This is a genomic window from Nocardioides abyssi (assembly GCF_030412915.1).
In the GTDB taxonomy this organism is placed as follows: domain Bacteria; phylum Actinomycetota; class Actinomycetes; order Propionibacteriales; family Nocardioidaceae; genus Nocardioides; species Nocardioides abyssi.
In genome coordinates this window covers 418383-440253 of the sequence record NZ_JAUHJR010000002.1, presented here as the reverse complement: position 1 = coordinate 440253, position 21871 = coordinate 418383, and the positions used below count along the sequence as shown (strand labels likewise).

Here is a 21871-nt window from a genome sequence, read left to right as displayed (position 1 = left end):
CGGGAGGGGCGGCCCTGGCGTCGTTCGTGGCCGTGTTCGTGGCCGTGTTCCTGGCCGTGTTCCTGGCGCGTGGTGCCAGGAACACGGCCAGCGGGGTCAGTGGGCGAGGACGGCGTCGATCCGGACCGAGTCGCCGCGGCCGATCTTCTTCGCGCGCACCTGGATCCGGCCGCTGACGAGCGGGTCGAACTGGTCGCGGACCTGGTAGACGTGGAACCGCTCGTAGCGGGGGCCCTTGAGGTTGACCGTGCGCCAGATGCTCTGGCCGATCTTGACCTGGACCTTGCCGAGCTTCGGGCCGCGCGGGGCGATGAGCCGCAGCTCGCGCACGTTCGAGCCGGGGGCGGTGACCACGGCGCCGACCTTGGTGGTCTGCAGGAAGTCGCCGCCGAAGTAGCCGCCCTGGCGCACGACCTTCCAGCCCTTCTTCTTGCCGGCCGTCAGGTTGCGGGGGACCGAGAACCTCACGACGGCCGGGGTCGGGTCGACGTTGCCGGCGGCGTCGCGGGCGACGGCCTCGAAGCGCTGGTCGCCGGGCGGCAGCTGCGTGAGGTCGGTGGTGCCGGTCGTGCAGGGGACCGGCCTGCCGCTCAGCGTGCAGTCGAAGTCGACCGGGCTGCGGTCCTGGCTGCCGCCGGCTCCGAGCACGACCTGGACGGTGCGGTCGGTGACCATCGGCCACTCGGGGTTCTCCTCGTCGGCGAGCCCGTTGATCCGGGCGGAGCCGTTCGGGGCGATCGTGTCCACGCGGACCTGCACGGTGACCGGGGCGGAGACGTCCTCGAGGTCGGTCTCGGCCGTCCGGCAGCCGAGGCCGCAGAACGAGGTCGGGTTGCGCCCGGCGTCACCGGCGTCGATCGCGCGGACGCGGAAGGTGTACGGCAGCGCGTCGGTCTCGTCGAGCTCGGGGTAGGACTTCGTCCACAGCTTGGTCACCGGGTCCTGGGTGCCGCACGAGGTCCACGCCGAGGGGGCGCTGCTGGTGGCGTAGAACTGGCACTGGAAGCCCAGCGGGTCCGGGTCGGCGTCGGTGAAGCGGCCGGTGAAGGCGAAGGTGACCTGCTTGCTGCTCACCCAGCCCTGGGTGGTGCGCAGCGTGGGCGTGACCACGACGTTCGGGTCCATGACCGGCGGCACCTCGTCGTCGCAGGTCGAGCCGAGCAGCCCGGGGAGCGTCTGGCCGGTGACGGCCTCGCTCAGGCACCCGGGCTCGGCGGCCGCGGGGGCGGCAGCAGGGCCGGCGACGGTCAGGGCCGACACGACCAGTGCGGCGGCGGGCAGGGCGACGAGTCCTCGCAGACGTCGGGCGCTGGACATGATCTCGGGCATGGGGGCTCCCTCTCTCTCCGGCAGGTCAACGGCCGGCGCGGCCAGAGGCTATGGTCCAGACCGGTCGGCCGCAGCGCTTCGGCCGGATCGGTCGGGCGGCGGCTCGTCGGTCGCCCAGGCCCGGCCCGACAGGGTGAACAGCTGCCAGACCACCAGCACGAGGGTGGCGACCGCGAGCACCGCGGCCGGCGTCGCGAGGCTCTCGACGCCGGCGCCGAGCACGAGCACCGGCAGGGCGGCCACCACGACGACGAGGGTGACCGCGAGCCGGAGCCGACGGGCGCCGGCGAGGTCGCCCGCGCCGGTGGCGCGGATGGCGAGCACGTGGCACAGCAGCCCCATGCAGACCAGCTGCGGCAGGGTCAGCGCCCACGCGACCGAGGCGTCGACGTCCTCCAGCGCCTCCGCGACCGACGGCACCCACAGCGGCACCGCGACGACGCCGGCCAGCGCGGCGAGCGCCACCAGCACGGGTCGGCGCGCGGTGCCGGTCGGCAGCCGCAGGAGCCCCACCAGCACGAGCACCCAGCCGAGCGGGTCCGGCAACGCGTCGTACTCCCCGAAGGAGGCGGTCAGCCCGACGACGAGCAGCCCCATCGCGACGGACTGCAGCGGCTTCACGGGGTCAGGCTACGGACGCCGGTCACCAGCCAGGCGTCGCCCCGCGCGCGGCGGACCAGGACCGCCAGCCGGGCTCCCATGAAGACCGCGCCGAAGACCGCCCAGACGGCGACCAGCCCGCCGTCGAGGAGGGCGACCGCGAGGACCGCGGGAGCGTGCAGGGCGAGGACGAGCAGGCCGGCGCGGGCGAGGTAGGCGCCGTCCCCGGCACCGATGAGCACCCCGTCGAGCACGAAGACGACGCCGGCGACCGGTTGGGCGACGGCGGCGACGACGAGCACCGGGAGCAGCAGGTCCAGCACGTCGCCGTCGGAGGTGAACAGGTGGCCGAGCACGGGGCTCGCGGCCGCGAGCAGCACCCCGGTCACGACCCCGCTGACGACCCCCCACCGCAGCATCCGGTCGGTCACCGCCCGGGTCGCCGCGACGTCGCCCGCGCCGAGGTGCCGGCCGGTGATCGCCTGCGCCGCGATGGCGATGGCGTCGAGCACGAAGGCGAGGAAGGTCCACAGGGTCATCGCGAGCTGGTGGGTGGCGAGGTCGACCTCCTGGTCGCGGCCCGTGGCGCCGATGGTGACGGCGTACGTCGTCACGAGCAGCGCCGCGCGCAGGGTCAGCGTGCGCACGACGAGGGGGACGCCGGCGCGACCCGCTGCCCGGACACCGCGCCAGTCCGGGGTCAGCGTCGCGCCCGTCCGGCGCGCCCCGCGCACGACGACCCACAGCAGGGCCGCGGCGCTGGCGACCTGCGCGAGCACCGAGCCGATCGCGGAGCCGGCGAGACCGAGGCCGTCCCAGCCGGCGACGCCGTGGACGAGGGTGACGTTGAGGACGATGTTGAGCGCGTTGCCGGCGACGGCGACGACCAGCGGGGTCCGCGTGTCCTGCAGCCCGCGCAGCACACCCGTGGTGGCGAGCATGACCAGGAGCGGGGTGGTGCCGAGGAACGCGATGCGCAGGTACGTCGTCGCGTGCTCGGCCACCGCGGGGCTGGGCCCGAACGCCGCGACCAACGGCTCGGTGAGCAGCACGCCGAGGACCGTCACGAGCGCGCCGATGACGACGGCCAGCCACACCCCGTCGATCCCCTGGGTCAGCGCGCCGCGGGTGTCACCGGCCCCGATGCGCCGGGCCACGGACGCGGTCGTGCCGTAGGCGAGGAAGACGCACAGCCCGATCGCCGTCTGGAGGACCACGCCCGCGACGCCGAGCCCGGCGAGCTCGGGGGTGCCGAGGTGGCCGACCACGGCTGCGTCCGAGAGCAGGAAGAGAGGCTCGGCGACCAGCGCGAGGAAGGCGGGGACGGCGAGGCGGAGGATCTCGCGGTCCTGGGCCGCGTCCTCGGGTCGACGCACCCGGACAGCGTAGTCCGGGTAAGAGGCACCCGCCGCCGGTGGCCCGTACGCGACTAGTCCGGGCCGGGCCGGTGGATAACTAGGGCTGACCTGTGGATACCACGGATGGCCGGTGCTTTGTCGACAAACCAAGCAGGAAGCATGGGATGGCCGGTGGGTGAACGGAATTCGTTCGCCACTGATTTCGGTCCACACCCCTATTGAGACATCGTCGCAGGTCAGAGCGGTGATGACGCTCGTGGGACCGGCTGTGTCCACAGGTCGCTCCCCATGCTGTGCACAGCGCATCGCGTGTCGTCCACGGGTTGACCCCGGTTATCCCCAGGACCTGTGGACAAGGTGGTGTCGCCCGGCCCCTCCCGGCACGTACGGTCCGGAGGTCGCGGACGCTGTCGGTGGTCCTCCCTAACGTGCGAGGAGCCGGCCGGCCCGACGGGGCGCCGGCACCGCAGGACCGGTCACGAGCGCATCAGGAGGGGCACGAGTGAGCATCGCCGAGTCGGACACGCGGGACGTCCCCGAGCCGCCGTTCGAGGAGTGGGGCGACGGCCCGGCGCCGTACGCACCCGGCGAGCGACCCTCCCGGCCGAACGACCGCACGCCGCCGCAGGACATGGCGGCCGAGCAGTCGGTCCTCGGCGCGATGCTGATCTCCAAGGACGCCATCGCCGACGTCTCCGAGGTGCTGCGCGGGGTCGACTTCTACCGGCCCTCGCACGAGACGATCCACGAGGCGATCATCGACCTCTTCGGTCGCGGCGAGCCGGTGGACATGGTCACCGTGGCGGCCGAGCTGCAGCGGCGCGGCGAGCTCCAGCGGATCGGCGGCGCGCCGTACCTCCACACCCTCTCGGCGAACGTCCCGATCGCGGCCAACGCCGCCTACTACGCCGAGATCGTCCGCGAGAAGGCGATCCTGCGCCGCCTGGTCGACGCGGGGACCAAGATCGTGCAGATCGGCTACGCCGGCGAGGGCCACGTCGACGACGTGGTCGACCGGGCGCAGGCCGAGATCTACCAGATCACCGACCGCCGATCGAGCGAGGACTACGCGCCGCTCTCGGACATCATGGACGGCGTCCTCGACGAGATCGAGGCGATCGGCAACCGCGAGGCGGGGCTGTACGGCGTGCCGACCGGCTTCGCCGACCTCGACGACCTCACCAACGGTCTGCACTCGGGCCAGATGATCATCGTCGCCGCGCGTCCCGCGATGGGCAAGTCGACCCTGGCGCTCGACTTCTGCCGCGCGGCCTCGATCCACAACAACCTCACCAGCGTGTTCTTCAGCCTGGAGATGACGCGCTCGGAGATCACGATGCGCCTGCTCTCCGCCGAGGCCAAGGTGCCGCTGAACCACATCCGCAACGGCCAGATGAACGACGAGGACTGGGCCAAGCTGGCCCGCAAGATGGGCGAGGTCTCCTCCGCCCCGATCTTCATCGACGACAGCCCGAACATGACGATGATGGAGATCCGCGCCAAGGCCCGCCGGCTCAAGCAGCGCCACGACCTGAAGCTGATGGTCATCGACTACCTCCAGCTGATGACGTCGGGACGCAAGGTCGAGTCGCGGCAGCTCGAGGTCTCGGAGTTCTCCCGCCAGATCAAGCTGCTCGCCAAGGAGCTGGAGATCCCGATCATCGCGCTGTCCCAGCTCAACCGTGGTCCCGAGCAGCGCGGCGACAAGCGCCCGATGATGAGCGACCTGCGTGAGTCCGGCTCGATCGAGCAGGACGCCGACATGGTCGTGCTCCTGCACCGCGACGACGTCTACGAGAAGGAGTCGACCCGCCCCGGCGAGGCCGACCTGATCGTCGCCAAGCACCGCAACGGCCCGACCCGCGACATCACCGTCGCCTTCCAGGGCCACTACTCGCGCTTCGTCGACATGGCCCACTGATGTAACGCGCCAACTTAATGTCACCGGGCGCGACACTTCGGTGTCAGTAGATCGCGACAGTCCAGTGTCACTACGCGACGTTTGATTGTCACTACCCCCTGTGGATAAACGCCAACTGGCGTCACTAGTGACAACCGGTGTCGTCTATCCACAGGGCTTCGGGCGCCAGATTGGTCCACATGTTGTGGTTTGCGAGTGTGTTCGGCGCGACGTGCGTCGGTGGGGTGTGGGATCATGAACGTACGTTCGAGAGAACGACGAAACTGAATAGCAAAGGACGGCTTCGCGCCAACGAAGCCGCCCTTCGTCCGAGGTCTTTGACCGTCGGCAAGCCATGTGGGAACAGGCTGTCGTCGAGCATACGGAGTTCATCTGCCCCCTAACAAGATGGGGGCGCTCCGCCTCGGGTGGCTGTTCGTGGAGACTCACCATGAGCAACAACCGCAATCGGCGGCATGTCGTGCCGAACCCGGATGGTGGCTGGGATGTGAAGGCGCCGGGCGCTCGGCGTCCCAGCGCTCACGCATCCACGCAGCGGGATGCGCAGAGGCGGGCGAGTGAGATCGTGCGCCGCGCCGGTGGTGGCGAGGTCGTCACGCACCGTCCGAACGGGCAGATCCGTGACTCAGACACGATCGCGCCGGGCAATGATCCGTTCCCGCCGCGCGACTCGAAGTGAGGCGGAGTTGAACCATCTCTACTTCGACCTCAAGCATCAGAAGAAGGGCGCGGTCGCGATCGTGTCCCTGGACAAGCAGGCGAACGTCCGCCTCATGACCGTGTCGGACTACCGTCAGTTCAAGGCTGGCCGGTCAAGTCGCGCTTACGGCGGGCGTGCCACGCGCTCGCCCGCACGGATCCCAATCCCGAGGGACGGCCACTGGGTGGTTGTGGTGGACCTTGGCGGCGGGCGGGGTCAGGTTCGAGCCGGTGTCAACGTGCAGGCGCCGCCCCCGCGCATGATGGCGCCGGTGCCTGAGAGCGACCCACTGCGTGAGGTGCAAGTTCGCGAACCCCGAGAGCCGGATGGCGATGCTTTCGGTGGCCAGACGTGGGACGTGTTTCTCTCTCACGCCAGCGAGGACAAGGACGAGGTGGCGCTGCCGCTACGTGACGCCCTTGCTGCGCGAGGTGTTCGTGTCTGATTGGACAAGACTGAGTTGAGGGTGGGGGACAGTCTGCGTCGCAGGATTGACCAGGGCATCCGCGCGAGCCGGTTCGGCATCGTTGTGCTCTCGAAGCGATTCTTCGAGAAGGGCTGGACCAACCACGAGTTGGATGGGTTGGTGACGCGAACTGTGGCAGGCGAGCAGTCGCTTCTGCCGAATTGGCATGACCTGACCGGCGATGACGTTCGGGCGTACAGCCCGTCTCTGGCGGACAAGTTCGCGCTCGACACGGGGCGGGTCTCTATCGAAGAGATGGCTGACCAGATCGCTGCGCTCGTGGTGGCAGCCTGAGGCACAGCGCTTAGTCGGCGCGTCGGAGGGCCCTTGGAACTGAACGGTTCAGTTCCGAGAGCCCTTCAAGGGGACGGTTGGCTCTGACCGAGCCGAGCGACGAGGCGGTCATCGGGCGCGCCCGTTTCGTTCAGGGAGCGATGCCGCGCAGACCCGCGAAGAGGTCGCGCGTCTTGCACACCGACCGCCGGTGACGGGTGTCGGTCGTGGCCGGAACAGAGCCGGAACGAGGCCGGTTCGGGTGGTCGTACGTACATACATGTGGCTGTACGTTTGTCACGGCTGACGGGAGTGTCTCGTGGTCGGGGCCGCTCTGGAAGGGCGGGAGTGCGGACATGGCTGGTGCGAGTGAGGACCGCTCGGGGCGCGGCACGCCCGGGCGCGGTGTCGTTGGGCCGCGGGAGGGCAACGAGGACCCCGGCCGGGCGGGCAGCGACGATTCCGGTAGAGGAGAAGTCCGCCGTGGGGAGCCGGACGAGCCGGGCGCGGAACTCGCGCGGCTCGTTTCGCCGGTGTGGTCAGCGGAGCGGGTGCGTACTTCGTTGGGGGATGTGTCGGCCGCGGAGTTGAGCAGGCTGCGCCGCTCCGGGGGAGTGCTCGCCGTGGAGACGGCGGATGGGTCGGTGCTGTACCCGCTGGCGCAGTTTGTGAAGCGTGACGGCGTAGTCGTCGTCCGCGATGGGGTCTTGCGGATGCTGGAAGCGCTGCGCGAGCAGGACTCGTGGACGGTTGCGGTTCTGCTGCATACCCCGGCCGCTGAGTTGGACGGGCTCACTCCGTTGCAGTGGATGCGTGAGGGTCGTCCTGTCGAAGTGTTAGCCGAGTACGCGAAGGTGCTGCGCCGCGAACTGTCCCGCTGAGCCCGGCTGCTCGCATCGCGAGGGCGCCGGGGGCCCGAGCCGTGTGGTGGGCGGCTTGGACCCCCGGACGGGTGCTGGGCGCGGCATGGCGGTCGCCTTGGTCTGGAGTCGAGCCGGGGTTGTTCGAGACACGGATGCGCAGTGGCCCTTACCTGTTCGTGGGGACGGCGTAGTCGGCTCGGTCCGCGGGGTTGACGAGGTCGAGCCAACTGTCGTCGAGGTAGTCCCAGGTTCCGTCCCAGGCGTAGGAGCGGGCGAGGTGGGACCCGACAGGCGGGATGAGACGGACCTGCGTGAGGCACTCGCCATGGGGTCCGAGGGCTTGTGCGCTGCCGTAGAGCGCGTCGTCGGCGGCGATGGAGAGGGTGTCCTCGTCACACCAGGGCGACATGAAGACGAGCAGGTCGCACACGTAGTCGCCTGTCGGAGTTTCCCAGACGGCGTATCCGGTGCCGTCCTCACCGAAAATGCCGCGTCGTCGAACCCAACCGTCGTTCACCGGCAGCAGCAGGTAGAGGGTGATCATGGTTCGCATGACGCCCCAGAACGATTCAGCGTGGGGGCTGCTTTCGTGGCCTGCGCTGAGGGCTGACAGCACCTCGTCGCGTGCCTCGGAGTCGAGCGGCTGCAGATGGGATGCGAACCGCGCGATGGCGTCGCGCGCGCAGAACAGGGCGTAAACGGCACCTTCGGTGTCGTTGCTGATGTCAGCCGAGACCTCGGCGTAGAAGGCGGCGCACTCGGCCGCGATGTCCATGGTCTCGGCGAGCGCGGGGGAGGTCGACATGGCGTCGGTGAGGGTCTCGCGTGCGTGGACGGTGAGTGCGGGTGCCGCGGCCAGGCGGTCGCCTCCGGGGGTCGAGTTCGCGTAGTTGGTGCGGTTCGCGATGTTGATGTCGGTGGGGGTGCGCATCGGATTCTCCTTCGAGGGGGTCGGTGTGGCGTGGAGAAGCAGATCGCAATTCGTCGTCCGTAGCGGGCGAGCCGTGACAAGCCACGACACTCGCGCAGCATTCATGAGACGATCTGGTGCCGCTTGCGGGACAAATCTGCAGGTGAGAGCACATTTTCTGCCTGACCTGTTCGCAACCGTCCGGGCCCGAACAGCCGTGACATGGCTGCTCGGGCCCGGACGGTTCGTGTCGTCCAGACAAGGACCCGTGATGAATTTCGATGCCGAGTACGAACTGACGCAGACCGGCATTCCGCTCGGCTATCGGTATGAGGCGGCGTCCGCGGTGCCTGTGGACGTGCGTCCGGTGGTGGCGCCCAAACCCATCTCGGAATTCCCGAAGGGGCCGTCCGGTCAGGCAGGTCCTGGCGCACGGGTGGGCCGCGACCAGAGGACGTATTGGTGTCTGTCGTGTGAGACGGCGGTGCCGACGGCGACGCGCACCTGGTGCAAGCGGTGCAGCAACAAGCGCGACGCGGACGCCCGTCGAGTGAGCCGCGCCGCCGAGGAAGGGCGTCCGAGCGAGGTGTCGTTCCCTTTGGAGGTGCTGACGGAACTGGTGCGCTACACCGAAGCCGTCATTGACACCATCGGTGTAGCGACCATGGAGTTCGACCGTGTTCACATGTCTGGTGGCGCCATCGACGACCTGATGCTCGCCACGAAGGACCTTGCCGGATACCTGTCGCGCGAGATTCGACCCGCGGTGCAGAATGCGAAGTTTGGCACGGTCACCGCCGAGCAGGTCCGAGTCCAGCAGGGTCAGCCCGGGCGGGTTCAGCGTCCCCGACAGCCCTAACAGGGCCCGCCCAGTTGAAGTCCACGGACGGTCCGCGTGCTGGCTCAGTACGGACGAAGATGGGCGCTGCTAGAGGAACGCTTCGCGTGCCTCGGGCGTGTAGGCGGGGTCGCGAGCGTCGGTGAAGATGCCGAGATTGACCAGGCCGCCGAGCGTGCGGAGTCGTTGCCGGGCGCTGTTGCTGACGGTCACCTCGCCGCCGGTGAAGACCTGGTGCGCAGCCTTGTAGTGGGCGTGGGAGAGCCCGCGCTCGTAGGTTCGGCGGGTCGCGAGCGCCCGGCGTGCGTCCAGGTGGTCGGCGGTGGGGGTGACGAACAGTTCGCCATGGCTAGTGGTCATGGCGAGCCCGGCGTATCGGAGTCGCTGGTCGGCTTCCTTCGCGGCGTCGTAGGTGCGGGTGAGCGTCCACCCGAACGCTTGGGCAAGTTCGGAGACCTGAACTGGGGTGACGCGTCCGTTGTCGTAGACGCACGCCACGAGTTGGGCAGCGTCGCTTTCGACCGACGCTCTGTCCTCGACCGGTGACCCGTCCCTGTCCGACGACCCAGACTCGGATGCTGCCGCACTCTGAACGGGGTCAGCCGGGTTCTGCGGGTGGTGCGGCGTGACTGCCACCGGGGGCACGTGGGGAAGAGGCGCGGGTGGGGCGAACATGGTCTGCACAGGGATACCGAGCAGCGCGGCCATGTTCACGATGGTGCTCAGCCTCAGGTCGCCAGGCTCGACGGTCCCGCGCAAGAAGGCCTCCACGACGTTGTTGGACAGGTCGAGCAGGCCCGCGAACTCGTTGACGCGGTAGCCGCGCTGTCGGAACAGATAGGCGATGTGTTCGGTGTTGAACGGGCCCGGCACCCGTTGCGCGGACGGTCGAAGTCGGTTGGTTGGCGCCTCGGTGTCGGCTGGCTCGCGGGGTGCGGGCTCGGCCGCCGCCCCCGCGGCCGTCAAACGTGGCGGCGTGTGCTGCGGTGCGGACCGGGCGGGGGACGGGTCAGCGGGTCGAGCCCGCTTCCGGCGCGGTGTGGGGGTAGTTGTCACGTAAGGGTCCTGAGGTCGAGACCGAACCGCCAGAGCGGTCGTTCGGTGTGGGCGAGGTGTTGTCCGCGGAGGAAACGGGCGTCGATGGGGATGCCGAGGTGGCGGCGCGCATCGATGAGGTGTTCGAGGTGGGTGCGGGTTCCGACGTGGTTGAGGAACGAGTCGGCACCGGTTGCGCCTTGTGCTTGTCGCGCGTACAGGTGAGCGGCGAGCAGCGGCCGGGCCAGGTCGGGGATGGGTTGAGAACCGATGGTGCCGGTCGCCAGGAACCTTGCAGCGTCGGCGACGCTGACCTCGTTGAGGTCCTCGGGTGGCACGTCGAGGAGGTAGAGAGCGACGCCTGCGACGCGTTGGGTGGAGACGTAGCCGTGAAGTGCGCGCCAGTGTGCTGCGGTGGGGTTGGGGGAGCGGACCGAGCACAGGGTGCCAAGGGCTTTGTCCTGGTGGGCACCCAGCAGCCATCCCCTGGTGAGGAGGGCGGCCTGGGTGGCGCGCAGCGCGACCATGAGCGGGGCTGTGGTGGTGGCGTGTCTGGTGACCCGTGCGAGCAGGGATACGACCGTGTCCAACTCCAGGTCCGAGTCATCACCCGGGTCGAGGTTGAGTGCGGCGGTGTACGCGGCGCGGTAGTCGGCGTCGATGGCGGCGAAGCGGGCCGGTTCGTTCAGGACGCGGGCTTGGTGGCGGAACAGTAGGAAGTCGCAGATGGGCAGGTGGTCCATCGTGTAGTCGGGTTCCTCGACCGGGGCCGGTCCGGGCACGACCGGCAGCCGGTCGAGCAGGACGTCCCAGTCGAGGTGTTCCGGGCGCATTCCGGCGGCCCGGACGGCGTCCCGGGTGCGTTCGTACTCACCGGGCTCGGCTACGAAGGTGACCTGCCCGACCGTGGCGGCGTACTCGAAGACCGCCGCCATCGTCGCGGGATAGAGCACGGACCCGTTGAACACGACCAGGTCGCGGGCGTTGTAGGCAGCGAACCAGTGCTGAATCTGGGCCCGGAACTGTGAGGTCTGTGTGGTGTAGGACCCGACGGTGCGCAGATTCTTGCCGAGGGCGTGGAAGAACGGGATGGTGACGGTCTTGCGGGTCCGCTTACCTCGGACCTTCTCGGCGGCGCCGATGAGCAGAGCGAACGTGCCGTGGTCGGGAGAGAATCGGCCTCGCAGCAACGCGGGAGCGTTCCCGGACGGTGACTGGGTGATGAGCACTCGCATCTCAGAGCACCCCCAGTGCCCGGCGCAGGTGACGGACGTCCTCGCCGGTCAGCCGGGTGGGCCTGGCTGGGTCGGTCGAGGGCAGATAGTCGATGTGCTTGGCGAACTGGAACCAGGCGCGGATGTTGCCGCCGGTGATGTCGGTGTTGATCTTGGTCAGCGACCGCTCGGAGGTGGCCGCGAGGCGGGGGTGCAGGTCACCGGCCAGGATGGCGAGGTCGTCGGGGTGCTGGATGTGGTCGAACATCACCCAGCGAGCGATGCGGGTGCGGACCTCGTCGGCTCCGGCCAGGGTCTGCCGGACGTCGCAGCCCACGAGCAGCATGGGGAAGGCCTGCTCGTAGATGCAGGCCCGGTCCCAGACGTGCCGGTACTGCTGCATGCCGAGGAGGCCGACGTGGTGGACCTCGTCGATGACCACACCCAGGTCACCCTCGGCGAGGCGGCGGACCACGGCGTCGGTGGCCTCTCGTTCGTTGAGCGGGCCGGTCCACCCGAAGATGGACTCGTACAGCGCGAGCATGGCGCCCTTCGGTGTCGCGCGCTGCGGCGGAACGCAGTAACGCCACTTCACAGCAGGCGCTCCGGCTGCCTCATCGGCCACGGCTCGGGCGACGGCCTGGGTAACAGCGGTGGTCTTGCCGGTTCCGGGTGCGCCGGTGAAGCAGGCGATGTCACGGAAGTCCATGGTCATCCGCACAGCGGTGGTGGCTTGGGTGATGGTGAGCAGCGGGGCGACGTGGTCGGGCAAGGGAGGGAACTGCCCGATGCTGTCCGGGACCGGTACGGGCACCGGTCGGCCCGGCGACGGGACGGCAGCGGCAGTGGTGCCGGTGGTGGTGCCGGTGGTCATGCCACTGGTGGTGTCGGTGGTGATGGTCATGAGGTGGTGCCTTTCGGTTGAGGTGATGCGGGTATGTCGCGACGCGGGCGCGTCGGGACGCCGTGCCGTCGTCGAGGGCACGGAGATAGAGGGGGCGGGGGCAGCACCGCCCAGCGGTGTGCGCGGGGCGGTGCTGCCATGCGGCGCCCTCTTGTGGGCGCCGAGATGGTGGGGCTGAGCGGATGTGGCCTGGTCCTGGGGCTGGCGTCAGGTGGTGCTCACGCTGGGCGCCTTGTCCAGGTGGCCGCCGCGATGGCGTCCTTGCGTTCCTGCTCCTTCAACTGTTCAGCACGGGTTGGGGGCTTGGCGGCCCCCGCGGCGGCGGCGCTCTTCGTCCTAGCGGTGCGGGACTTGCGGATAGCGATCCCGGCCGCTGCTGCCGCCTCTACTGGTCCGGCGCCACCCTCGTACTCGCCGCCGTCCGCAGGCGTAGATCCATCCGAACTGTCACCGGAACCGCGCGTCTCGTCAGTTCGGTCGTTGTCTGGCTGGTCGTAGGCGTCGTACTGCTCCTTGCCCGGTTCGGCCGCCGCGAGCGCCTCGGCTCTACGTGCGGCGACGGCGGCGACGTTGGCGACCGCGATGTTCTCGATGGTCGCTTCCATCACCTTGATGGCTTCGCGGCGCCGTTGAGCGGTCTGCCCTGCTTGAGCGACGGTCTGCAGTTCGTCCCAGACCGCGTCGCCGAGGTACTCGTTGTGCCTGTTGTAGACCGAGAGGTACTCGGCTCGACCGTGCAGGAACCGCAGGGTGACCTTTTGTCCTTCGGCGGCCATGCCGAGCCGGGCGCGCTTCTTGATGACGTCGGGGTCTTCGTCGGCTCCGCCAGCGACCGACTGCGGGTGCAGGTTGTAGAACTTCTTGTCATACGCAATGCGCTGTCGGCGCAGGACGCGTGTGTCTGTCTGTCGCATCGCGGCACGGATGCTCGCCGAGTCGGCTAACACCACGGCGTCCGGGTGCAACGAGACCTCTTGCTCCCAGCACGCCTCCGGCGTCATCCCGTGCGCGGAGTGCACCCTTTCCACGTTGTGCTCACGCACGGCCTTGAGGACTTCGACCTGAAGTTCTTCGAACGTCAGCAGCCCGTCACGCGAGGGCGGTTCACTGGCCTTGCGCTTGTCGTTGCGCTTCCACTCGTTCCAGTCGAACCCCGGCAGGTGCTTGAGACGGCCCTTGAACTGGTGCCAGCGCTCAATCTTGCCGTTCTGTTCGGGCGTGTACGGCGCGCTGTGCACCCGGTTCACGCCGTACTCGACGAGCCCCTTGCTCGTCGCTTCGGCGGTGAAATTGCTGCCCCGGTCCGTGCGCAGCCGCTTCGGCTTTCCGCCAACGAACACCCCATTGGTCGTGTAGTGACCTTGAACGGCATTCGCGATGTTCTCGACCGCGTCTTCGGTGTTGATGATGAAGGGCAAAATCAGCGTCGAGAGGATGTAGCGGCTGCGTCCATCCATGACGCCCTGCAGTTGAGCCTTTCCGATGGAGCCGTTGGGGAGGACGCACCAGAGGGGGAGTTGGGTGTCGTCGGTTGACCACTCATCGTTCACGCCGAGGTCCGGCATGCGCGAGGTCGGTAGGAGTCCGCGTGCGGCTTCTGCGCCCTTCGTCCGATACACGACGTCCCAGGTCGGCATGGTGCGAGCGACCGCACGCTGCATGGTCCGGGTGCTGACCGGCGCGTTGCCTTGCTTGTTCAACTGGAACCGGACCTCGGCGATGCTGCCGTGCTGGAGGAGGAGTTCCTCGAACGTTTTCCCGGCCCGCTTCTTGAAGTCCTCCGAGGTGGGGGTCCAACGGCCGCGTTCCCCCGTCGGCACCTTCCCCGCGGCCACCCAGCGCCAGATGGTGCGAGGCGCGCAGTCCAAGACACGGGCCGCGTCCCGGACATCGCGCGCAGAGATGCTGCCCTGCTCGGCCTTGCGCTTCACCAGTGTCTGCAGCACCGCTTCCTTGACCTCTGGCCGCAGCGTCGGCTTCGGTCCGTGCTCGTGGACGCGCGTCGCGACCGACCCAGTCTCGACCTGACCTCGTTCCCGCCACACCCCGCTCATGCGCCGCCCCCAGGACGAGCGAGAACCGTCGAACCGTCCTCGCAGCGCGCAGGTTCGGCCGGAGTCGGGCGCAGTCGCGCGACCGACAAGTCAGGCGCGATGAGCCGAGCCTGATCGGGCGCGTTCAACAGGACCAGCCGCGTTCCCTGGAACGCGGCGCCGAAGTCCTCCACTCCGGCGGTGCTGTAGCGGCGTGCTTGGGCTAGCCACGCGGGCTGGACCTGACGACCGTTGGTCACCCGGCTGGTCTTGACTTCGTCGAAGAGGACCTCGCGGCTCGCCACGTGCTCCCACACCAGGTCCACCCGTCCCCCAGCGACCCGCCACTCAGTACCAGCCAGGAACCAGTTGCGGTCGGGGAGGAAGTGGTTGAAGTAAGCCATCGCTAGACCGACTGCCTCAGTAGCCAGCACCCGTCGGGCGTTGGGGTTGGCGTCGATGAGGTCGTAGGCGATGGCGTACAGCCCGCCGATGAGGACATCGGCGCTGGCCCCGCCCTGCGCGGTGCGCGCGTGGGACTGAACCAGGATGTGCGTCAACCTGCCGAGGTCACTGGTCCCGCGTCCGGTGAAGCGGGGCTGACCCACGGCCAGGCCGGGGAACAGGTAGCCGAGTCCCGAGCGGTCCGGTGCCTGACTGCGAGCCCTGGCTCGACGCCGGGGTGCGGCAGCGGCGGCCGTGGTGGCGCGGGCGACGGCGAGACGATTCATGGCGAGGAGGAACGGGGTGTCACCCCCCTCCTCACCGGCGCCGACGTCGCGGGCGCCGTCGGTGTCGCAGTCGACGTCGCGGTTGGTGTTGCCGTCGGTGTCGTCTGCGGCGTCCGGGCCGTGGCCCCGGGCGACGTGCGTGGCGACGTAGAGGACCGCGTTCTCGCCGGGGGCAGCGGCGTTCATGCCGGTGCCTACTGCGACGTCGACGCTGGCGGTGTCGTTTGCGGTGTCCTTGGCAGCGGTCGGGAGGGGCTTGATGTGCGTCATCAGGCGGCCACCCCAGCCACCGAGGGCGCGGTGACCGCGTCGCCGAACGCATCGCCGAACGCATCGCCGAACGCATCGACGATGGCGCCGACCACCGCGTCGTAGGCAGCCTCAGTGACCTGGGCGAGCACGTCGTTCATGACGGCGTCCAACACCGACATGACGACCTCGTCGAGCAGCCCGTCGACGGTAGAGTTCACCTCGTCAACGGCAGTGCCGAGTGAATCGATGTGGTGCTGGGTTGCCTGCTTGACCGCAGGCAGAAACGTTGCGACAGTTGAGTACATCTCAATCCTTTTCGCTGGGGATAGGGATGTCCGGTAGAAGGCCGGACATGGCAAGACCGTTGGTCTTGTGCAGGGGTGGTTCGTCTGGCAGGACGAACCACCCCTTCGGTCGTTCTCAGGGGTAACTCATCGACCTCCCGGCGTGCGTTGTGTGAGCGATGCGCTGGCCGGGAACTAGGGCCCGGGGAAGTGCGACGAGAAATCGCATACTTCTTGACAAGGAAGCGGTGTCACGGTATTTCCGGACTCCGTGCCATATCGCTATCGCGTGTGACAGGCCGCGTCAAGGGGTCATTCGAGCCATGTCAATCAGAGACGCAGGCGTATACTTCTTGTCACTGAGTTCAGGCGCGTCGCACACACAAACGGTTAAGTGAATACCCCATGTGTCATTCCGACGCGCTGCAAGTGGATTCGCGCCACTGCGTTCGATTCCTGTCCGCTGCCCTTTCATAAGGGACGGACGGACCGCCGTCGCCGGGAAACCACCGCGACGTATCTGGACCATCGAGCACGAGGAGCCTCACTCCGGCGAAGTTGCGTCGCGTTCGCGACAAGTGAGCGACCAGGGCTGCGGCCTCTGACTCGACGTCGCGCCGCCGAACGCACCCGTCGACCGCCAGAGATTCCGGCAAGACGTCCAGCAGATCGAAGACCTCGCCCCCGTCCCGGTCAATCCATCTCGGCATCGCACGCGACGGGTCGCTGAGGTCGAGAAGGGTCACCTGCGGGATAAGCGTCGCTGTCGTCGGTCTCAGACCCGCAAGCGCCTCCAGGCCGAGCGCGAGACGCTCCAACAGCGGGATGCTGCTCTGCAACAGTCGCTCACCGGGGTCGTCGCCGGATGACCTGAGACGAACCGGGTCGTCGGGGTCGGGTGTCGGGCTTTCAACCGGCGAAGCCCACTGGCAGGCGACCTCAGCCAAGGCGTAGGCCTCCTGCCAATCTGCCCGGTAAAGCCACGGTGCGAGGAGCGCCGCTCCCACCCGGACACATCCGAGGTACAGGCAGTCGCCGCACCGATGGTGGCAGGACCGATGGACCGGGGGTCCGGGCCTCGCGCTCGCAGCCTCCAGCAGCGTCGCCGAGAAGATGCGGGCGACCATCCGGGCGACGGCGTACCCCGTCGTCGCCCCACCCGCGGACGGCTCCACACTGTCGAGCGCAGCGAAGGCGCGCACAGCAGGGAACGGCAGGTCTCGGTCAGCGCGGAACGTCTCCGGCGCCCGTTCCGCGAATCCACCGCCAGGTCGCTGCGCCCCGGCGATGGAGCCGGTCCAGGCCCCCGCGAGGTCACAGACACGGACGCCCGCGGCCACGTGAGACGAGACAGCAGGAACCGGCAGGGCGGCCATGCCGGACCAGACCGGCTGAACAGGACGAACGAGAACGGGACGGGCGGACGAGCGAGGGAAGGTCGAGGTGTCCATGGGGGTGCGCTCCTAGCGGACGGCGGGTTGCTGACGAGGAGGAGATTCCCGTCCAGCCCTGACACGTCGCTGCACCTGCAACGCCCTTTCCGTCGTACAACATCGCCAAGGAGCGCGCGGCGCGCACCACGACCGTCCGGCGCAGCAGCCCGACCATCGCGCAATCCGGGCGCGAACAACGACAACAAAGGCGGTGTAGTTTGTTCCCCGATACGGACAAACCGTCCAACTCTGGACGGTTCCGTGCCCCCCCCGCACCGTCCGCTCTCGCCTGAAAGAGGACCTCCGGATGACGTCACAGGACGCTTTCGCCGCCATCCCGCACGGCCTCGTGCTGGACCTCGACGAGGTACCGGAACAGGCGCGGCCCACCGAGCCGAAGTGGCGCCTCGACTGGTGCACCCACCACGGCTACCGGCCTCGACGCAACTCGACCTCGGTTGCCCGCGTCGTGTGGTGGTGCCGGTGTTGCGACATCCGGCTGAAGCACTCCCGTAGTGCGTTCTGCGACGAGCATCGCGACGACTACAACAAGCAACGTCGGCGTATCCGTGACGAGGCCGACCTACCTATCAGGATTGCTCGAACGGACGCCGCGCACATCGCTGACCTCGTCCATCACACGCGCCACTTCTTCGACCTCTTGCGGTCCTACGGCGCGCAGCGTCAGGCCGTCGACTCCAATGGCCCCAAGACGCGCAACGCGGCGGAGGCCAAGAAGGAGGCGTCGAGGCAACATGAAGAGGCGCTCCGCGCTCTGTTCATCGCACTTGACCACGTGCTGTCGCCAGCAGGTCAGTCGACGCCGCTCCCGCTCGACCACACCCGTGAGACCGAATCGGACAGGCGCGAGCGCGAAGCGGCCGCAACCGCACTAGGCAAGCGCGTCCGCAAGGCGCGCGCACGTCGAGACCTGACACAGCAGCAGGTGGCCGCGCGCATCGGGGTTGACCGTTTCACCTATTACCACTTCGAGAACGGCACTGGGGGCCTGGACTCGTCCCGGCTACCCGCCCTGGCCCAAGCGCTCGATGTCCAAGTGGGCGACCTGTTCCCGTGACGTCGAGCGTCCACTCAGCAGCCCGACACGGCCGCAGCCGCAGAGGGCAGGTCCGCCGGGGTTGAGCAACCTGTGACGGCTCGCGGTTAGTCGCGGGCGTACCGTTCCAGCGCCTCGCGAATAACGTCCGACAGGTTCTCCTGACGCTCCTCGGCCTTCGCCATCGCACGCTCGTAGAGCGGCTGGGGAACGCGGTAGGTCTTTTGCACCATCGGGGGCTTCGCCACACCGCCATGTTGACATGACGTATGCGCAGACGTCCCGGTGGCTGGTGGCCGTCCGGGCGAGCCGGAATGCGGCACGCTTCCAACGGGCCTTGTCTGCCCGTCGAAGGGCTCGGCGCCAGCCTCGAACTGCCTGTCGACGACGCACGTCCCGCGTCCCGCGACCCCCGGGCGGGTGGTCCCGGTTCAGTGCAAGGGCGCGTGGTCCGCTAGCACACGATTTGCCAGTCTTCCGCCGCCCTAGACCGAATGGACCGCGCGCTCTAGCGCGCGTTGAGCGGCATCGACCGGTGATCGAGGGCCGAATGCGTTCTTGGGCTCGACGGCGAGCCGGTCCAGTAGGGCCATCATGTCGGCGTGAGCCCCCGGCGGGAACGGCACCGGTCGATGCGACCCGTTTGAGGGGTCGACCTCCACCAGTAGACCGAGACCGCGCAACGTCGCGAAGTCGTCCAGGCTTGTGCGTTCATACACGCGCATGAGGTACGAGGCGACCATCTCGTCGGACAGGCCTTTGCTCAGCAGCGCTTGTACGGCAAGTGCTGTGCCCGCGCGCGCCGACCTGAACTTCACCGGTGACTGAGCCGAAGCAGAGGCCTTCCATTTCCGGACGAACTCTTCGCCGGAGAAGGACTCGTAGTGCAACACATTGAGGGTTTCGTCGGTGAACGCTGGCAACGGCTGTCGCTGCGCATCCAAGCCGCTGTGAATTCCTACCCACACGTCGAGCCGTGGACGCACGCCTGCCTTGCCTCGCGTGTGTCCACGGAAGAATGCCATATTGGACGGTTCTTCGAGAACTCCAAGCGTCGTCAGCAACGCCAGGTCATTCCGAGGAAGTAGAGGCTTGAACCACGTCGGGTCGTCAAGCCACTGCCTCTGGCTGACTGCCTCCATCGGCGCCAAGCGGGCCGACAGGACACCCGCGGGTGTTGTGGCCAAGACGGAACGGTCCACCTGGACGACCTCGTCACTGTCGATGTGGAAAATCCACTCAGCCCACGAGAACGCGCTGAGCAGAGCCTTGACGAAATTGGCGTTGAGTCGTTGGCGGACGTTGAGCCCCGGGGGGCGCCTGCCCGCCCACCAGGTTTCGTCACCTCGGAGGCACGTCACGTGCGGGTGGTCGTTCAAGAACGTCTCCACCTGGTCATCCGGCGCGTCCAGCACGATGAACATGTGGTCAACGCCGTTAGCGAGATTGCCCTGCACGAACCGCTCCACGTTCGGCAACGAATCCCTCACCGTGCTGACCGTGCAGAGCATCCCACCAAGATACGTTCTGGCTCCCGCGACCGTGCGGCGCCTTCGGGCTGCGCCGCGCGTCGCCAGCGCCGAATGATGCGCAACCGCTCCGACCGAGGGTGGCCAGCGCATGAGGGCGCACCCGACACGGAGCACCACCGCAGCATCCACACTCGGCCCAATGTGCGTTGAAGGCGAGGTGAGCGCGAGGTGCAGCGCGCGGCGAGCGCCCGACTCAGATCGAGGCAGTGAGAGACCTCCTTGCCGCTACAGGGTCGCGCAGCGTGGGCTACCGGCTGAGGGCCTCTTGCGATCGTCCCCGGTTGGCTGGCGGCCTCGATGGGTCGGTGGCGCTGGTGCGGTCCTCACCGCCTGGCGCATCGGTTCGCGCTGGCTCGCCGGGAAGCGGCAGGACGACCCTGGATGGGACCGCCTAACGGCTGACACGCATCGGCGGTAGCGCAACTCCGGCTGAGCCCAGCCGTGCGCCGCACACGGCCCGATTGCGCTCATCGCGCTGCCACCCTGCGACCCGAGTTTGGCGCTCCTCCTTTGAGGGTTTAATGTCTGTCGTTAACAACGACAATCGTTAAAGGGAGAGTCCGCTCGTGCCGTCGCCCCAGCGCAGATCTGACCCGTTCGGTCCGATCGAGACCGCCGTGTCCCTGCTGCTTTCGCTGTTCGTGCTCGCAATGGTGGCCTTCGGTGCCCTTGGTGTCATCGGATACCTCCACGACGGCAGCACCGGTGTCTCGGTGGCCACCATCGGGGATCCGGAAGCATGTGCGCTGGTCAGTAATGAATCGGTCCCGTCGGCGACAGACGTGCCGCAGCGGGGCATCCGTCGCGGGGTCGGCTCAGTGATCGCCGAGCGGGTCGAAATCTGTATCGCGGAGCCAACGGCGTTCCAGAAGGCCGCGTCGGCGCTAGCGCCGGTCGGTGACATGGTCCTCGGGGTCGGCGCGCTCTTCCTGCTGCGCCGCGCGATCAGAACCGGACGCCGCTCCGGGCCGTTCACGATGGACTTCGCGCGACGTGTGCGGCAGTTGGGGTGGTTCTTGCTGGTGATGGCCGCGGTATGGCCTTTCGTCGCCGCCGCCGGGCGCGGGGTGGTGCTGGAAGCGGTGGTGCCGCGGCGCACCTGGACCTACGCGCTTTGGGAGCCGGGGATCTCGGTGACGCTGATCGTCGTCGCGCTCGGTGTGCTGACCACCGCGCGGCTCCTCCAGCGTGCTGTCGCGCTACAGCAGGAAGCCGACGACACCGTATGAGTGAGTCCCCAGGCTCAGAGCCGCACCGCGTCGTCGTGCACCTGGACGCCCTCCTCGCCGAACGTGCCATGACCCTGACCGAACTAGCCGACCGGGTAGGCGTCTCCATCGTCAACCTCTCCAAGTTGAAGAACGGACACGTCCGCGCCATCCGGTTCAGCACCCTCACCGCCATCTGCGATGCCCTGGACTGTCAACCGGGCGACCTCTTGACCGTCACCCACTGACCCGTCCGCCCGTAGCGTTGGCAACGCCGCACGAACCGCGCAGCGCCGAGGTCCCCGCTCGGCCGTCGCTCCGGACTGACGTGCCCCTGAACGTGCCGCTGGACGCCGTAGCGCGGGTGAGTGTCGGTTGGAAACACGTCGCCGGACCCGCAAGGCTCTCGCAGGCCGCCCCGCGGGGTGGCGCTCCGAGGTGGTCGCGAGCGACGATGGGACCATGACCGCTGGCGCCGAGGACGGGGAGGCCACGGCCGCCATGCTGGCCGCTCTCGACGCGAAGTGGGACAGCATCGAACGCGACTACGGCGTCTACAACGAGCACGAGATGACGGCGCTGCTCGGCGGCGTGTCTGCGGACCGAGTCCGCCAAAGCCGAGGCCTGCTCGCCTACGAACGCAACGGGCGCCGCCTTTACCCCGCCTGGCACGTCAAGGAGGGCCAGGTGGTGGACATGAGGCCGATCACCGCACCCCTCCGCACCGCCGGGTGGAACGACGAAGACATCATCATGCGGCTTATCTCGGCCAACGCCCACACGGAGGGCCAGACCCCGCCCGCCGCCCTACTCGTCGGGAGCACCGAGACCACCGGGCGAACCCGAGTCCCCGACAGCCTCCTCGCGCTCATCACCAACGCGGCACAACCGGCCTGGTAGGGCCGGAGCGCGTCGAAGAGTACGGACAGC

23 protein-coding genes are annotated in these 21871 nt (G+C 68.4%); 10 read left to right on the top strand and 13 right to left on the bottom strand.

All coding sequences use genetic code 11. The features are described 5' to 3' along the window. Window positions 1–96 precede the first annotated feature (96 nt). The 3 genes from QWY29_RS07200 to QWY29_RS07190 are packed head-to-tail and all read right to left on the bottom strand — an operon-like array spanning window position 97 to window position 3305. Complete coding sequence (locus QWY29_RS07200; protein WP_300960049.1) at window positions 97–1329, bottom strand: hypothetical protein; 1233 nt, start codon at window positions 1327–1329, stop codon at window positions 97–99. 48 nt (window positions 1330–1377) lie between these two features. Then, window positions 1378–1950 (bottom strand): hypothetical protein, encoded by a 573-nt coding sequence (locus QWY29_RS07195; RefSeq protein WP_300960047.1) that lies wholly within the window; start codon window positions 1948–1950, stop codon window positions 1378–1380. Continuing rightward, window positions 1947–3305, bottom strand: coding sequence for an MATE family efflux transporter (locus QWY29_RS07190; RefSeq protein ID WP_300960045.1), 1359 nt, complete (start codon window positions 3303–3305; stop codon window positions 1947–1949). The genes QWY29_RS07195 and QWY29_RS07190 overlap by 4 nt, the downstream gene beginning before the upstream one ends. 484 nt (window positions 3306–3789) lie before the next feature. On the opposite strand from QWY29_RS07190, the gene dnaB reads away from it, so the two are divergent. From dnaB to QWY29_RS07165, 5 genes are all read left to right on the top strand, one after another. Next, complete coding sequence (gene dnaB / locus QWY29_RS07185) at window positions 3790–5208, top strand: replicative DNA helicase (RefSeq protein ID WP_300960043.1); 1419 nt, start codon at window positions 3790–3792, stop codon at window positions 5206–5208. Between the two features lie 430 nt (window positions 5209–5638). Next, window positions 5639–5887, top strand: coding sequence for a DUF2188 domain-containing protein (locus QWY29_RS07180; RefSeq protein ID WP_300960042.1), 249 nt, complete (start codon window positions 5639–5641; stop codon window positions 5885–5887). A 7-nt stretch (window positions 5888–5894) separates the two neighbouring features. Then, a complete protein-coding gene (locus QWY29_RS07175; protein WP_300960040.1) occupies window positions 5895–6353 on the top strand; it encodes a DUF1883 domain-containing protein in 459 nt (152 codons plus the stop codon). Further along, complete coding sequence (locus tag QWY29_RS07170) at window positions 6354–6668, top strand: toll/interleukin-1 receptor domain-containing protein (RefSeq protein WP_300960039.1); 315 nt, start codon at window positions 6354–6356, stop codon at window positions 6666–6668. Window positions 6669–7291: 623 nt separating this feature from the next. Next, entirely contained in the window at window positions 7292–7528 is a 237-nt protein-coding gene (locus QWY29_RS07165; protein WP_300960037.1) for a hypothetical protein, read from the top strand. A gap of 148 nt (window positions 7529–7676) precedes the next feature. Here the strand turns inward: QWY29_RS07165 and QWY29_RS07160 are convergent, their stop codons facing one another. Continuing rightward, window positions 7677–8441 (bottom strand): hypothetical protein, encoded by a 765-nt coding sequence (locus tag QWY29_RS07160; protein WP_300960035.1) that lies wholly within the window; start codon window positions 8439–8441, stop codon window positions 7677–7679. 250 nt (window positions 8442–8691) lie between these two features. Between QWY29_RS07160 and QWY29_RS07155 the strand changes: the two genes are divergently transcribed. After that, a complete protein-coding gene (locus tag QWY29_RS07155; RefSeq protein WP_300960033.1) occupies window positions 8692–9279 on the top strand; it encodes a hypothetical protein in 588 nt (195 codons plus the stop codon). Between the two features lie 69 nt (window positions 9280–9348). Here QWY29_RS07155 and QWY29_RS07150 read toward each other — a convergent pair whose 3' ends face one another. The 7 genes from QWY29_RS07150 to QWY29_RS07120 form a co-directional block, all read right to left on the bottom strand. Next, window positions 9349–10131 (bottom strand): helix-turn-helix domain-containing protein, encoded by a 783-nt coding sequence (locus QWY29_RS07150; RefSeq protein ID WP_300960031.1) that lies wholly within the window; start codon window positions 10129–10131, stop codon window positions 9349–9351. Window positions 10132–10310: 179 nt separating this feature from the next. After that, window positions 10311–11528, bottom strand: a complete 1218-nt coding sequence (locus QWY29_RS07145; RefSeq protein ID WP_300960029.1) for a hypothetical protein — start codon at window positions 11526–11528, stop codon at window positions 10311–10313. 1 nt (window position 11529) lies between these two features. Further along, complete coding sequence (locus QWY29_RS07140; RefSeq protein ID WP_300960027.1) at window positions 11530–12411, bottom strand: AAA family ATPase; 882 nt, start codon at window positions 12409–12411, stop codon at window positions 11530–11532. A gap of 218 nt (window positions 12412–12629) precedes the next feature. After that, window positions 12630–14465 carry a hypothetical protein gene (locus QWY29_RS07135; RefSeq protein ID WP_300960025.1) on the bottom strand — a complete coding sequence of 612 codons (1836 nt, stop codon included), beginning with the start codon at window positions 14463–14465 and terminating at the stop codon, window positions 12630–12632. Then, complete coding sequence (locus QWY29_RS07130) at window positions 14462–15445, bottom strand: hypothetical protein (RefSeq protein WP_300960024.1); 984 nt, start codon at window positions 15443–15445, stop codon at window positions 14462–14464. Before QWY29_RS07130 ends, QWY29_RS07135 begins: the two co-directional genes overlap by 4 nt. Beyond that, window positions 15445–15732 carry a hypothetical protein gene (locus QWY29_RS07125; protein ID WP_300960022.1) on the bottom strand — a complete coding sequence of 96 codons (288 nt, stop codon included), beginning with the start codon at window positions 15730–15732 and terminating at the stop codon, window positions 15445–15447. The genes QWY29_RS07130 and QWY29_RS07125 overlap by 1 nt, the downstream gene beginning before the upstream one ends. 389 nt (window positions 15733–16121) lie before the next feature. Further along, window positions 16122–16838 carry a hypothetical protein gene (locus tag QWY29_RS07120; protein ID WP_300960020.1) on the bottom strand — a complete coding sequence of 239 codons (717 nt, stop codon included), beginning with the start codon at window positions 16836–16838 and terminating at the stop codon, window positions 16122–16124. A gap of 613 nt (window positions 16839–17451) precedes the next feature. Here QWY29_RS07120 and QWY29_RS07115 point away from each other — a divergent pair. Then, complete coding sequence (locus QWY29_RS07115; RefSeq protein WP_300960018.1) at window positions 17452–18222, top strand: helix-turn-helix transcriptional regulator; 771 nt, start codon at window positions 17452–17454, stop codon at window positions 18220–18222. Between the two features lie 86 nt (window positions 18223–18308). On the opposite strand, the gene QWY29_RS07110 is transcribed toward QWY29_RS07115, so the two are convergent. Both QWY29_RS07110 and QWY29_RS07105 read right to left on the bottom strand, forming a co-directional pair. After that, complete coding sequence (locus QWY29_RS07110) at window positions 18309–18449, bottom strand: hypothetical protein (RefSeq protein WP_300960016.1); 141 nt, start codon at window positions 18447–18449, stop codon at window positions 18309–18311. A gap of 237 nt (window positions 18450–18686) precedes the next feature. Further along, window positions 18687–19712 (bottom strand): glycosyltransferase family 2 protein, encoded by a 1026-nt coding sequence (locus tag QWY29_RS07105; protein ID WP_300960014.1) that lies wholly within the window; start codon window positions 19710–19712, stop codon window positions 18687–18689. A 587-nt stretch (window positions 19713–20299) separates the two neighbouring features. On the opposite strand from QWY29_RS07105, the gene QWY29_RS07100 reads away from it, so the two are divergent. The 3 genes from QWY29_RS07100 (at window position 20300) to QWY29_RS07090 (ending at window position 21841) form a co-directional block, all read left to right on the top strand. Next, window positions 20300–20962, top strand: a complete 663-nt coding sequence (locus QWY29_RS07100; RefSeq protein WP_300960012.1) for a DUF2975 domain-containing protein — start codon at window positions 20300–20302, stop codon at window positions 20960–20962. Between the two features lie 35 nt (window positions 20963–20997). Then, window positions 20998–21189 carry a helix-turn-helix domain-containing protein gene (locus tag QWY29_RS07095; protein ID WP_439117397.1) on the top strand — a complete coding sequence of 64 codons (192 nt, stop codon included), beginning with the start codon at window positions 20998–21000 and terminating at the stop codon, window positions 21187–21189. 214 nt (window positions 21190–21403) lie between these two features. After that, on the top strand, window positions 21404–21841 hold the full coding sequence (locus tag QWY29_RS07090; protein WP_300960008.1) for a hypothetical protein: 438 nt from the start codon (window positions 21404–21406) through the stop codon (window positions 21839–21841). The last annotated feature ends 30 nt before the right edge of the window (window positions 21842–21871 follow it).

Excerpts from the sequence above, each read along its gene's own strand:
- QWY29_RS07180 (WP_300960042.1), top strand. The coding sequence starts at position 5,639 with ATGAGCAACAACCGCAATCGGCGGCATGTCGTGCCGAACCCGGATGGT.
- QWY29_RS07135 (WP_300960025.1), bottom strand. The coding sequence starts at position 14,465 with ATGAGCGGGGTGTGGCGGGAACGAGGTCAGGTCGAGACTGGGTCGGTC.
- QWY29_RS07090 (WP_300960008.1), top strand. The coding sequence starts at position 21,404 with ATGACCGCTGGCGCCGAGGACGGGGAGGCCACGGCCGCCATGCTGGCC.
- QWY29_RS07120 (WP_300960020.1), bottom strand. The coding sequence starts at position 16,838 with ATGGTCGCCCGCATCTTCTCGGCGACGCTGCTGGAGGCTGCGAGCGCG.
- QWY29_RS07155 (WP_300960033.1), top strand. The coding sequence starts at position 8,692 with ATGAATTTCGATGCCGAGTACGAACTGACGCAGACCGGCATTCCGCTC.
- QWY29_RS07140 (WP_300960027.1), bottom strand. The coding sequence starts at position 12,411 with ATGACCATCACCACCGACACCACCAGTGGCATGACCACCGGCACCACC.
- QWY29_RS07145 (WP_300960029.1), bottom strand. The coding sequence starts at position 11,528 with ATGCGAGTGCTCATCACCCAGTCACCGTCCGGGAACGCTCCCGCGTTG.
- QWY29_RS07115 (WP_300960018.1), top strand. The coding sequence starts at position 17,452 with ATGACGTCACAGGACGCTTTCGCCGCCATCCCGCACGGCCTCGTGCTG.
- QWY29_RS07125 (WP_300960022.1), bottom strand. The coding sequence starts at position 15,732 with ATGTACTCAACTGTCGCAACGTTTCTGCCTGCGGTCAAGCAGGCAACC.
- QWY29_RS07160 (WP_300960035.1), bottom strand. The coding sequence starts at position 8,441 with ATGCGCACCCCCACCGACATCAACATCGCGAACCGCACCAACTACGCG.
- QWY29_RS07200 (WP_300960049.1), bottom strand. The coding sequence starts at position 1,329 with ATGCCCGAGATCATGTCCAGCGCCCGACGTCTGCGAGGACTCGTCGCC.
- QWY29_RS07130 (WP_300960024.1), bottom strand. The coding sequence starts at position 15,445 with ATGACGCACATCAAGCCCCTCCCGACCGCTGCCAAGGACACCGCAAAC.
- QWY29_RS07105 (WP_300960014.1), bottom strand. The coding sequence starts at position 19,712 with ATGCTCTGCACGGTCAGCACGGTGAGGGATTCGTTGCCGAACGTGGAG.